The organism is Mycobacterium sp. NGS29, from assembly GCF_059812965.1.
Window position 1 is genome coordinate 52,442 of record NZ_JCALDR010000001.1, and the last position, 11,075, is coordinate 63,516.

The 11,075-nt window shown below is 66.6% G+C and carries 13 protein-coding genes and 1 tRNA gene; 7 read left to right on the forward strand and 7 right to left on the reverse strand.

Annotated elements, in window-relative coordinates; all coding sequences use genetic code 11:
• Positions 1-287 precede the first annotated feature (287 nt).
• The 4 genes from AC5Y5Z_RS00235 to AC5Y5Z_RS00250 all read right to left on the reverse strand — a co-directional run bounded on the left by AC5Y5Z_RS00235 (position 288) and on the right by AC5Y5Z_RS00250 (position 3,973).
• A complete protein-coding gene (locus tag AC5Y5Z_RS00235; RefSeq protein WP_499922705.1) occupies positions 288-506 on the reverse strand; it encodes a hypothetical protein in 219 nt (72 codons plus the stop codon).
• A 482-nt stretch (positions 507-988) separates the two neighbouring features.
• Positions 989-2,305, reverse strand: coding sequence for an extracellular solute-binding protein (locus AC5Y5Z_RS00240; RefSeq protein ID WP_499922706.1), 1,317 nt, complete (start codon positions 2,303-2,305; stop codon positions 989-991).
• Complete coding sequence (locus AC5Y5Z_RS00245) at positions 2,302-3,114, reverse strand: carbohydrate ABC transporter permease (protein WP_499922708.1); 813 nt, start codon at positions 3,112-3,114, stop codon at positions 2,302-2,304. Before AC5Y5Z_RS00245 ends, AC5Y5Z_RS00240 begins: the two co-directional genes overlap by 4 nt.
• Complete coding sequence (locus tag AC5Y5Z_RS00250) at positions 3,101-3,973, reverse strand: carbohydrate ABC transporter permease (protein ID WP_499922710.1); 873 nt, start codon at positions 3,971-3,973, stop codon at positions 3,101-3,103. Before AC5Y5Z_RS00250 ends, AC5Y5Z_RS00245 begins: the two co-directional genes overlap by 14 nt.
• A 33-nt stretch (positions 3,974-4,006) precedes the next feature.
• On the opposite strand from AC5Y5Z_RS00250, the gene AC5Y5Z_RS00255 reads away from it, so the two are divergent.
• The 7 genes from AC5Y5Z_RS00255 to AC5Y5Z_RS00285 all read left to right on the forward strand — a co-directional run bounded on the left by AC5Y5Z_RS00255 (position 4,007) and on the right by AC5Y5Z_RS00285 (position 9,375).
• On the forward strand, positions 4,007-5,524 hold the full coding sequence (locus AC5Y5Z_RS00255; RefSeq protein ID WP_499922712.1) for a TldD/PmbA family protein: 1,518 nt from the start codon (positions 4,007-4,009) through the stop codon (positions 5,522-5,524).
• Positions 5,521-6,894, forward strand: a complete 1,374-nt coding sequence (locus AC5Y5Z_RS00260) for a metallopeptidase TldD-related protein (protein WP_499922714.1) — start codon at positions 5,521-5,523, stop codon at positions 6,892-6,894. The genes AC5Y5Z_RS00255 and AC5Y5Z_RS00260 overlap by 4 nt, the downstream gene beginning before the upstream one ends.
• 9 nt (positions 6,895-6,903) lie before the next feature.
• Positions 6,904-7,749, forward strand: a complete 846-nt coding sequence (locus AC5Y5Z_RS00265; RefSeq protein ID WP_499922716.1) for a carboxymuconolactone decarboxylase family protein — start codon at positions 6,904-6,906, stop codon at positions 7,747-7,749.
• Positions 7,750-7,756: 7 nt separating this feature from the next.
• The gene (locus AC5Y5Z_RS00270) at positions 7,757-8,485 is read left to right on the forward strand and encodes an Rv1352/Rv1906c domain-containing protein (protein ID WP_499922718.1); all 729 of its coding nucleotides are present in this window, start codon (positions 7,757-7,759) and stop codon (positions 8,483-8,485) included.
• Between the two features lie 12 nt (positions 8,486-8,497).
• Positions 8,498-8,710 (forward strand): hypothetical protein, encoded by a 213-nt coding sequence (locus AC5Y5Z_RS00275; RefSeq protein WP_499922720.1) that lies wholly within the window; start codon positions 8,498-8,500, stop codon positions 8,708-8,710.
• 28 nt (positions 8,711-8,738) lie between these two features.
• Positions 8,739-9,248 (forward strand): nitroreductase family deazaflavin-dependent oxidoreductase, encoded by a 510-nt coding sequence (locus AC5Y5Z_RS00280; protein WP_499922721.1) that lies wholly within the window; start codon positions 8,739-8,741, stop codon positions 9,246-9,248.
• A 53-nt stretch (positions 9,249-9,301) separates the two neighbouring features.
• A tRNA-Ile gene (locus tag AC5Y5Z_RS00285) sits at positions 9,302-9,375 on the forward strand.
• Positions 9,376-9,564: 189 nt separating this feature from the next.
• On the opposite strand, the gene AC5Y5Z_RS00290 is transcribed toward AC5Y5Z_RS00285, so the two are convergent.
• The 3 genes from AC5Y5Z_RS00290 to AC5Y5Z_RS00300 form a co-directional block, all read right to left on the reverse strand.
• Positions 9,565-10,284 carry a hypothetical protein gene (locus AC5Y5Z_RS00290; protein ID WP_499922723.1) on the reverse strand — a complete coding sequence of 240 codons (720 nt, stop codon included), beginning with the start codon at positions 10,282-10,284 and terminating at the stop codon, positions 9,565-9,567.
• 402 nt (positions 10,285-10,686) lie between these two features.
• A complete protein-coding gene (locus AC5Y5Z_RS00295; RefSeq protein WP_499923186.1) occupies positions 10,687-10,920 on the reverse strand; it encodes a hypothetical protein in 234 nt (77 codons plus the stop codon).
• Positions 10,835-11,044, reverse strand: coding sequence for an excalibur calcium-binding domain-containing protein (locus tag AC5Y5Z_RS00300; RefSeq protein WP_499922725.1), 210 nt, complete (start codon positions 11,042-11,044; stop codon positions 10,835-10,837). Before AC5Y5Z_RS00300 ends, AC5Y5Z_RS00295 begins: the two co-directional genes overlap by 86 nt.
• Positions 11,045-11,075 lie beyond the last annotated feature (31 nt).

The window sequence follows — 11,075 nt, forward strand, 5'->3', positions numbered from 1 at the left end:
CAGCGTGGCTGCGGGCGTCGAGCGTCACGCCAGCGTGACGAGCCGGGGGCTGCGGTGCGTCGAGCGTCACGCCAGCGTGGCTGCGAGCGTCGAGCGTCACGTCAGCGTGACGAGCGGGGGCTGGCTGCGTCGAGCGTCACGTCAGCGTGGCTGCGGGCGTCGAGCGTCACGTCAGCGTGGCGAGCCGGGGGCTGGCTGCGTCGAGCGTCACGCCAGCGTGACGAGCCGGGGGCTGCTGCGTCGAGCGTCACGCCAGCGTGGCGAGCGGGGGCTGGCTGCGTCGCGCGTCACGTCAGCGTGACGAGCGGGGGGCTGGCTGCGTCGAGCGTCACGTCAGCGTGGCTGCGGGCGTCGAGCGTCACGCCAGTGTGACGAGCCAGGGGCTGCGGTGCGTCGAGCGTCACGTCAGCGTGGCTGCGGGCGTCGAGCGTCACGCCAGCGTGACGAGCCGGGGGCGGCGTTGCGTCGAGCGTCACGCCAGCGTGGCTGCGGGCGTCGAGCGTCACGCCAGCGTGACGAGCCGGGGGTGGCTGCGTCGAGCGTCACGCCAGCGTGGCTGCGGGCGTCGAGCGTCACGCCAGCGTGACGAGCCGGGGGCTGGCTGCGTCGAGCGTCACGCCAGCGTGGCTGCGGGCGTCGAGCGTCACGCCAGTGTGACGAGCCGGGGGCTGCTGCCCGGGTGTGGTGTCGGTTGACGACGGTCCCCCGTCCGGCGGCCGATGTTTCCGTTGCCCGGCTCGTAGCGACTTTCTCACCTACGCGCGACTTTCCTTGCCGCAGCGATGTTCTGCAGCATCCGTCTCGGCTAGCACCCTCTGCAATGCTGCCCTGCCGGCTCGGTCAAAAGTCGCGCACGGTGAGAAAGTCGCTCGGAGGCGGGCTTTCAAGTAACCATTCCGGGCTCGTGACGGATGAGGCGCATGTGGTCCAGCCCGCCGTTCTTGGCCTCTTTGTGCCTGGCGTCGACGCACAGTCAGGTGCGGCGGAGTTAACGCCGGGCTGCGGCATTAGCCGCCACCTGCGCCTGCTGCAACGTCGTCGCGATATCGCCGCGGCCCAAGAACATATCGTCGAAGTACGGCTGGAGCGCCTCGTTGCCGGCAGCGAACCCGGCCCCGCCGGGAGCCGGGATGCGCGGCCCGTCAAGCACGGTGAAGAACGGCGCGACGTCCACGCCCCTGGCTTTCCAGTAGGCGAAGTAGCCCGGCTGGGCCGACAGCACCGCCGGGATGGCCGCACCCTCGCGTCCCAGGTATGCATTCCCCTCGGCGCTACCCATCCAGGCCAGCACCTGACGTACGGCATCGGGATGCTTGGACGCCGAATTACCGGCTGCGGCAATGCCATTGGTGACACTCACCCGGCCGCGCGGACCGGTCGGCAGCAGCGCGATACCCCACCGGAAGGTGGCGTCGCGGGACACCGCGGCCAGGCTGTAGGTGCCGGACTGGAACAGCGCCATCTTGCCGGCCAGGAACTGGTTGAGCGAGAAGTCGCCGTTGTCGTTGGTGTCCGACGCCGGTGGTGCGACGTGGTCGTGGTTGATCAGGCCGACGAGGTAACCGAATGCTGCCGAGGCTTCGGGATTGTCGAACGCGAACTCGTTGCCGCGCTGGAACACCCCGCCGTTGGATCCGATGTAGTTGAGGTAAATGCCCTGCGGGTCGTTGGCGGCGTTGTACCCCCACTGGCGGACCCGGCGGAACTCGAAATCCGGTGCGTCGGCGCGATGCCCGTCGGCGTCGATGGTGAGCCGGGCCAGTAGCGGCCGCAGCGTGTCGTCACTACCGGGACTCCAGCGCATGTCGGAAAGTTCTGCGGGATCGACACCGGCGGCGGCCAGCAGGTCGGCGTTGTAGAACACCGCGATTCCCGCGTCGGTCAGCTGCGGCACCGCCCACAACGACCCGCTGTGGGTGAACTGGGTGACCACCGAGCGTTCCCAGTCCGCAGCAGGCTCGCCGATCCGGATCAGCCGACCGCTGTCGGCGTAGGCGTCGAGGTAGGCATTGGAGATCCAGAAGATGTCGTCGGCACTACCGCCGGCCACGTCCGTGCGCAGGGTGTCGAAGTAGTTGGAGAACGCCACCATGTCCAGGCGCACCTCGATGTCGGGGTGGGCCCGGCCGAACGCGGCGAACGAATCCCGATACGCCCGCGCGATCGGCTCGGCCCACAATCGCACGGTGACCACGATCTTGCCGTCGTCGCTCGAGCGCCCCATCATCACCGCCGTCGTCAACAGCAGTGCCACCACCAACAGCAACGAACCGGCGAACAGAGTGGAGAACCGCAGCCGCTTCACTTCAGACCCGACACCAGGATCGACGAGACGATGTGACGCTGGAATACCACGAACAGCGCGATCAGCGGCACGATCGCCACCGTCGTCGCCGCCATCACCAGCGTCCACTGCGAGTTGTACCGGGACTGCAGATCCGCGGTGGCCACCGTCAGCACCCGCCACTTGCGCCCGCTGGTGATCACCAACGGCCACATGAAGTTGTTCCACTGGGAGACCACGGTGATCATCGTCAACGCGGCCAGCACCGGCTTGGAAGACGGCAGGATCACGTGCACCAGCACGTCCAGAGTGTTGGCACCGTCCAACGACGCGGCGTTGATCAGATCGTCGGGGATGAGCCGAAAGTGCTCGCGCAGCAGGAAGATGGCATACGGCGAGCCGAACATGAACGGAATCACCAACGCCCAGAACGTGTTCCGCAACCCGAGCTGGGCCATCATTAAATACAGCGGCACCACCGTCACGGTGCCCGGCACCATCAGCGTCGCGACGTACACCCAGAACAACCCGTCGCGGCCGGGGAAGTGCAACCGTGCGAACGCGTAGCCGGCCAGCACCGAGAAACTCAACTGTCCCAACAGGATCAGCGCCGTCATCAACGCGGTCACTGCCGCCGCCCGGCCGAACCCGCTGCCCACCAGGTCGGTGTAGTTGGACAACGTGAACGGCTCCGGCCACTGCAGCGGCGATCCGGTCGCGAACTGGTGTGCCGAGGTGAACGACGTCAGCAAGCCCAGGGCGAACGGCGCCAAAGTGATCACCGCGCCGAAAATCAGGCCGACGTAGATCAGCGCGTTACGTGAGTTCATAGGTGATCCGCTTGCGGAAATACATGTGCTGGATGAACGTGACGCCGACCAGGATGACGAACAGCACGACCGCCATCACCGCGGCCCGCCCGATCGCGGCCGCACCGAACGCCTCAGCGTAGATCTGATGCGCGACCAGGTCGGTGCTGCCTTCCGGCCCACCGCCGGTCAGCGCATAGACGGTGTCGAAAACCTGTGCGGTGCTGACGATCCCGGTCACCAGCACGAAGAACGTGGTGGGTCGCAGCATCGGCAGCGTGATGCGCCAGAACCGCTGCCAGGCGTTGGCGCCGTCGGTGCGCGCCGCACGGTGAATGTCCTCCGGGATCGCCAGCAGGCCGGCCAGGAACGACAGCGAGACGTAGCCGACGTTGGTCCAGATAACCACCGCCGACACCACCGGCAGCGCCAGGTCGGGGTTGGTCAGCCATTCGATGCGCCGGCCCAGCAGGGTGCTGACCGCGCCGTCGGTCGGTGCCAGGATCCAGCGCCACATCACCGCGATCGCCAACGGCGCGCAGATCCACGGCAGCACATACAGGGTGCGGAACAGCCCGGTGCCGGGCAATTCCCGGGCCAGCATCATCGCGGCGATCAGCCCCAACACCGTCTGTGCCGGCACCACGATCGCCACGAAGATGGCGGTGACCACCAGCGAGTCGGCGAAGTCGCCGTCGTGCAGCACCGAACGCCAGTTGGCGAAGCCCACATAATGCAGTGGCCCCAGCAGGTCCCACCGGTACAGACTGAGCCACACCACCACCAGGATCGGCAGCAGCAGGAAGGCGATCACGCCGAACAGGCTGGGCGCCAACAGGGCGTACGCCAGCGCGGTGGAACGGCGCGGCGAGTCTGACATGAATGTATTAAAGCCGGTCGATACGGTGGACCCGTGACACCGAACCGGGGGATCGATGCCGACTTCCTGGACCTGCCGCGCCACCAGTTGGCGGACGCCGCGTTGTCGGCGGCCCGAGCGGCCGGGGCCAGTTATGCAGACCTGCGGATACACCGCATCAGCACCGAAAGCATCCAGCTGCGCGACGGCGAGTTGGAGACGGCGGTGCTCAGCCGCGAGGTCGGGCTGGCGGTGCGGGTGATCGTGGCCGGCACCTGGGGGTTCGCCTCGCATTCCGAGCTGGTGCCCGACGCGGCGGCCCGCACCGCACGGCACGCGGTGCAGGTGGCGACGGTACTGGCTGCGCTGAACACCGAGCAGGTCCGGTTGGCGCCGGAGCCGGTGTACGCCGACGTCAGCTGGACGTCGGACTATCAGATCGACCCGTTCGGCGTGCCCTCGTCGGAGAAGATCGGGGTGTTGCAGGACTACTCGGGACGGTTGCTGGACGCCGACGGTGTCGACCACGTGTCGGCCAGCCTGACCGCGGTCAAGGAGCAGACCTTCTACGCCGACACGTTCGGCTCCTCGATCACCCAGCAGCGGGTGCGGCTGCAGCCGTCGCTGGAGGCGGTCAGCATCGACGCGAAGGCGGGTGGGTTCGACTCGATGCGTACCTTGGCACCGCCGACGGCGCGCGGCTGGGAGGCCGTCGCCACCGACGAGGTGTTCAATTGGAGCGCCGAGCTCGCCGAGCTGCCCGACCTGCTTTATGAGAAGGTGCACGCGCCGTCGGTGATGCCCGGGCCCACCGATCTCGTGATCGATCCGACCAACCTGTGGCTCACCATCCACGAATCCATCGGGCACGCAACCGAATACGACCGGGCTATCGGCTACGAGGCCGCCTACGCCGGTACCTCGTTCGCCACCCCCGACAAACTCGGCAGCATGCAGTACGGCTCGTCAGTGATGAATGTGACCGCCGACCGTACCGTCGAACACGGCTTGGCCACTGTCGGTTTCGACGACGAAGGCGTGGCCGCGCAGAGCTGGGATCTGGTTCGCGACGGGGTGTTCGTGGGCTACCAGCTGGACCGGGTGTTCGCTCCGCGGCTGGGCGAGCAGCGCTCCAACGGCTGCTCGTACGCCGACTCCGCACACCACGTGCCGATCCAGCGGATGGCCAACGTGTCGTTGCAGCCGGGCCTGGAGGATCTGTCCACCGCCGACCTGATCTCCCGCATCGACGACGGGATCTACATCGTCGGCGACAAATCCTGGTCAATCGACATGCAGCGCTACAACTTTCAGTTCACCGGGCAACGCTTCTACCGGATTCGCGACGGTGCCCTGTACGGGCAGCTGCGCGACGTCGCCTACCAGGCCACCACCACCGACTTCTGGAACTCGATGGAAGCAGTCGGTGGCCGCTCGACCTGGCGGCTCGGTGGCGCGCTCAACTGCGGCAAGGCTCAGCCCGGTCAGATCGCCGCGGTCAGCCACGGATGTCCGTCGGCGCTGTTCCGCGGCATCAATGTGCTCAACACCCGGACCGAGGGCGGCCGATGATCACACCTCAGCACGTCGTGAACATCGTCCTGGACGAGGCCGCCAAGAACGGCCGGGCCGACGAGACCATGGTGTTGGTGACCGACAAGGTCGAGGCAAACCTGCGCTGGGCGAACAACACGATGACCACCAACGGCGTCGCCGTTCAGCGCAGCGTGACGGTGATTTCGATTGTGCGCAAAGGAGACAGCGCCTACGTCGGCTCCGTGGTCTCCGGGGAGGCGGACCCGTCGGTGCTGCCCGGGCTGGTGGTGTCCTCGCAGGACGCCGCGCGTTCGGCGCCGGAGGCCGGGGACGCCGCGCCGCTGCTCGCCGACACCGGGGAACCCGCGGATTGGGATGCGCCGGTGCCCGGCACCGGGGTGGGGGTGTTCACCGGGATCGCCGGCCCGTTGAGCAAGGTGTTCCGGGGCCGCGACACGTTGTACGGCTATGCGCACCACAGTCTTTCGACGACGTTCCTGGCGTCTTCGACGGGACTGCGGCGGCGCTACACGCTGCCGACCGGGTCGATCGAACTCAACGCCAAACGGGGCGACGCCAGCGCGTGGGCGGGTATCGGCACCCCGGATTTCGTTGACGTGCCTATTGATTCGCTGCTGTCCGATCTGTCGACGCGGCTGGATTGGTCGTCGCGGACGGTAGAACTGCCCGCCGGCCGGTACGAGACGTTGATGCCGCCGTCGACGGTGGCCGACATGATGATCTATCTGGCCTGGACGATGGCCGGGCGCGGCGCGCAGGAAGGGCGCACAGCGTTGTCGGCACCCGGCGGCGGGACGCGGGTGGGGGAGCGGCTCACCTCGCTGCCGCTGACGTTGTTCTCCGATCCGATGGCCCCGGGCCTGGTGTGCACGCCGTTCGTGGCGGTGAGCAGTTCCTCGGAGACAGCGTCGGTGTTCGACAACGGCATGGAGATCGGGCAGGTCGACTGGATCCGCGACGGCGTGATCAACGCGCTGGCCTATCCGCGGGCGACCGCCGCCCGCTACGACGCCCCGGTGGCGGTGGCCGCCGACAACCTGGTGATGACCGGCGGCACCAACGAGTTGGCCGACATGATCGCGTCCACCGAGCGCGGGTTGCTGCTGACCACGCTGTGGTACATCCGCGAGGTCGACCCGACGTTGTTGCTGCTGACGGGCTTGACCCGGGACGGGGTGTATCTGATCGAGGACGGCGAGGTGACCGGCGCGGTCAACAATTTCCGGTTCAACGAGAGCCCGCTGGACCTGTTGCGGCGCGCGACCGAGGCCGGGGTCAGCGAGAAAACGCTGCCGCGGGAATGGGGTGACTGGGCGACGCGGGCGGCGATGCCGTCGTTGCGGATCCCGGACTTTCACATGTCGTCGGTGAGCCAGGCGCAGTAGCGTTGGGCTATGACCGGCCTGGATGCTGACTATTTGGCGCGGTTCGTCGCGCTGTCGGCCGGGGACGGGCGCCTGGCCGGGATGGTGCGACGGGTGTGCGCGCAGGCGTTGGGTTTGCCGCCGCTGCCGTCGGGCCCGGATGATGACGGAGTCTCCGAGGCGGACGCGGTGGTCGCGGCGTTCGCCGAGCAATTCAGCGTCGACGTCTCGGTGATCACCGTTGAACAACGCTCGCAGTTGCTGAAGTACTTGGGGGACAGGGCTTTTCGAACCGTTGTCTCGATCTTCATTGCCGACTTCGTGCCGCGGGTGCGGGCCGGGTTGGAAGCGTTGGACGTCGGGTCAGAGTATCTGGGCTGGGTCGGTCAGCCGGTGGTGTGGGACCACGACAGCGACCCGTCCGCGGTGTTGCTGGGCGAGTTCGCGCCGGCGGTGGCGCGGCTGCGGGCGCTGGATCCGGTGACTTCGGAGCTGGTGCGGTTGCGGGTGGCTGGTGCGCATAACTGCCGGCTGTGCAAGTCGTTGCGCGAAGGCAACGCCCTGGATGCCGGCGGTTCGGAGACGCTGTACGACGAGCTTGCGCGGTTCGAGAAGTCCGCGGTGCTGGACGCACGCACAAAAGCAGCGCTGCGCTATACGGATGCGTTAATTTGGACCCCTGCGCACCTCGCCGTCGACGATGCCGCCGAGGTGCGCTCTTGGTTTAGCGAGGCCGAGGCTGTGGAGTTGACCTTCGACATCATGCGCAACTCGAGCAACAAGATTGCGGTGTCGTTGGGCGCGGACGCGGCGCGGGTGGAGTCCGGCACCGAGCGGTACCTGATCGATGTCGATGGCCAAACGGTGTTCAGCTGAGATCGTGGTGAGGCGGACGGTTTTCGCGCTGGCGCTGGTGTGTGCGCTGAGCGGATGTTCGGGTGGGGGTTCGACGGCCCGGCCTCCGGTTGCGCCGCACGACACCGCGACGTCTCATCTCGAGCCGATCTATCCGGGCACGACGGTGTCGATCCCGCCGTCGTCGTCGGGCACGTCGACGTCTTCGACTCCGACGACGACCACCACTGTTGCCGGCCGCAGCCTGCCGGGGGACGGCACCTTCCGGATGGGCGTCGATCTGCAGGCCGGGACGTATCGGTCGCCGGGTGGCGAGTCCTGCTATTGGGAGCGGCTGCGCGGGTTCGGGGGACAGACCGCCGACATCATCGTCAACGGTGCGGGAATTCTGCCGCAGACGGTGAAGATCGCGCCGACGGATGTGGGGTTCCGGACGCAGGGTTGTGGGCGGTGGACGTTGGATGAGGGGGCTTCGCCTTCGCCAGTTGCGTTGCCGCCGGGGGCTACGGCGTGCCCGTCGACGTCCGGGCCGGCGGGCGGATTCGCGCACTCCGCGGTCGGGTCCGGGGACACCACGTGTCCGTTCGCCGAAGCGGTACGGGCGGCGTATGGCGCGGGTGGTCCTGCCGGTTCGGCTCCCAGGCAGGTCGAGGCGGTCAGCCCGGTGACCGGCCAGCGCTACACGATGACGTGTGCGGCGAACGGGTCGCTGGTGGTGTGCAACGGTGGAAATGGGGCGGTTGTCTATGTCTACTGATGGGAGCGTGGGGTGATCGGGGAGATCCTGGAAACCGGGCACAGCTATTGCCTGCGGTGCCGTGCTGACGCGGAGTATCAGGTCATCGACATGACCGGCAACGGTGACCGGATGGATCGGCAGTGGATGTGTCCTGGCGAGCACCGCGATACCCATGTGCAGGACGAATATCCGCAGCACACGTGGGAAGCGCGGCGCGAGCGGGCGAAGAAGGAGCAAGGTTGATGGCGGCGTTCCTGGGTACGGTCTGACTGTGTCTTTTCGGCGAGAGAGTCGGGTTCGCGGGCGGCGGTTGCGCTTCCATGAGGCGCTCGGCGAGCGCCTGGCAATGAGTGCTTTGGGCTACCAGCTCGCGGTACATCTGGCACCGCACATCGACAAGGTGCTCATTCCCCGGACCAACGGTCGGCTGAGCTCGGCGGGGTTGAACCGGGCGGGTCTGGTGGTTTCTGTTGGCGCCAAGACCGGGCAGCGGCGGGCGACGCCGCTGGTGCTGGTCGAGGATGCGGACGGCCTGCTGGCGATCGGCTCGAACTATGGCGGACCGAAGCATCCGGGGTGGAGTGCCAATCTGAAGGCGAATCCCGAGTGCACGGTCGAGTACAAGGGGCCGCCGCGCCGGTATCGCGCTGAGTTGCTGACGGGTGCCGAGCGGGAAGCCGCGTGGGAGACGGCGGTCGACTTCTACGCCGGGTACGAGGCGTACCGGGAGAAGGCGGCGCCGCGGGAGATTCGGGTGTTCCGGCTGCGGCCTATTGAGTGACCGGCTGTTGCTTGGTGGGGGCTGTTGCCGCGCTAGGGTGGTCGTGCTTCGCAGGGGCGGTAGCTCAGTCGGTTAGAGCCGCGGACTCATAATCCGTTGGTCGTGGGTTCGAGCCCCACCCGCCCCACAATGTGGTTGACCTGCGATGTTCGGCGCGTTGTTGCTTCGGGTGCCATGTGACAGCATTTCGGCCGATGCTCGACAGTTGTATCGGCTGATCCTTCACACTCCTTCGTTTTGAAAGGACGGAGTACGGCCGAGGTCGTGATGTTTTTCCGACTCCGGTTATCTGCTCGTCCTGTCCAGGCCGGTCAGCTCACTCCTCGAGGGCAGCCTGCTCGACGTTGGGCTTGGAACGCACCGGCGGCCGCGTCGACCGTCGCCTGGGAATGCGTTCGGTGATGCCACTGAGCGAGTTGACCATCCTGTTGAGGGTATCGACGGCAGACTCAAGGGTGTCGGCGGTGGGCGTCATCCTATCCATGGCGGGCTGCAGTCGGCTGAGGATTTCTGCGGCCTCGGTCAGTTGTTCAAGCGGGCCGTTCTTGGCGAGCAGCTTGTCGACGATGCCGTCCTCGGCAAACATCCGCTCGATGATGCCGTCCTCGGCGAGCATGCGCTCCATCGGACCGTCCTCTGCGAGCAGCCGTTCTACGAGCCCACCGGGCGCGAGGATCCGCTCAAGCGAGGCGCTACCTCCGACAGATGTCCGATCGAGTAACCCGCCGGGCGCGGTCAACAAATCGACCACCCCCCCGGGACGCATCAGCTTGTCCGCCGGCCCGCCGCGGACCAGAGCGCGCCCCATCGCCCTATCTTTTTCGGTGAATTCGGCGACTCGGTTCGCGCCTATGAGAGCGCCGCGTATGGGCAATAGATCGGTAATCGGGTCTACCGACTTAGGGCCGTCCTCGCCCAACGATTGCTTCACGGCCCCGAGCGCCATAGTCGCAGCGGCGAGTCCCGCGTCGGCCACTTTGACGCCGGCCCGGACGGGGGCTATCACTACACCGACAAGGAGCTCGTTGATGTTCACTCGGCAACTTTATAGCTCAGCATTGTCACCGAGGAATGGCCCATTTGTACGGGCAGCGCGTCAGCGGCGGAGCACAGGAGGCTGAAACAGTGATCGTCTATTCATTGTGATGAGCACCGGAGAGGTTGCTGCCGCACTGGTCTTCGTCGCGAAGGTGAAACTGTCCCCGGCGCCGCGCGGCGGGCGGTTAGTTCGCTAGGTAGAGCGAATAGTGCCCTGGCCCAGTTTCGTAACAGTACGAGTGTCGGTTGCTGGTGGCGTTCGCCTGTTGAGCCGCTCGCTGGCAGCCCGCTCGATCCGTCCCATAGTCTATGTAGCTTCCCGCGTTCGCTTCGGCTGCGCTGGTCATCGAAATTGTTGCTGAGATGATGCCGAGAAAAGCCAGCTTTCCAAGCGATTTCATCAGAATTGTTCCTTGTCCAGCGCCTGTCGACGTTGTGTTTTGTGCGACGTGAGTGTTTCGGCTGAAACTTGCAGTTGCGTCGCGAGATCCGCGACGCAAACAGGAACCAGCTCGGCGCCCTGACCGGCGACGAGCTGGGCTCCTGTGTTATTTCTCGCAGGCGATTCCGTCGTTATCCCGATCAAGCCATTGCCCGTATGCGGCATCGCCTCGCGGGATGTTGTATCTGCCATCCTTGGCTGCTGCTTTGCAGTTGGCGTACGGCGGGTCCGCTTGTGCTGCCGGTGCCGCGGACGCGCCGCCGCCCAAAATGGCGACGGCTGCTGCTGCCGCCAGAATCAGATTCCGGATCGACATCGATCCTCCCCCTTCGTTGGTGTTGAACGAT

What these genes read in the sequence shown, in the direction of transcription:
- AC5Y5Z_RS00250 (WP_499922710.1), bottom strand. Translation starts at nt 3,973, where the DNA reads ATGTCAGACTCGCCGCGCCGTTCCACCGCGCTGGCGTACGCCCTGTTG.
- AC5Y5Z_RS00260 (WP_499922714.1), top strand. Translation starts at nt 5,521, where the DNA reads ATGATCACACCTCAGCACGTCGTGAACATCGTCCTGGACGAGGCCGCC.
- AC5Y5Z_RS00265 (WP_499922716.1), top strand. Translation starts at nt 6,904, where the DNA reads ATGACCGGCCTGGATGCTGACTATTTGGCGCGGTTCGTCGCGCTGTCG.
- AC5Y5Z_RS00295 (WP_499923186.1), bottom strand. Translation starts at nt 10,920, where the DNA reads ATGGCAGATACAACATCCCGCGAGGCGATGCCGCATACGGGCAATGGC.
- AC5Y5Z_RS00245 (WP_499922708.1), bottom strand. Translation starts at nt 3,114, where the DNA reads ATGAACTCACGTAACGCGCTGATCTACGTCGGCCTGATTTTCGGCGCG.
- AC5Y5Z_RS00300 (WP_499922725.1), bottom strand. Translation starts at nt 11,044, where the DNA reads ATGTCGATCCGGAATCTGATTCTGGCGGCAGCAGCAGCCGTCGCCATT.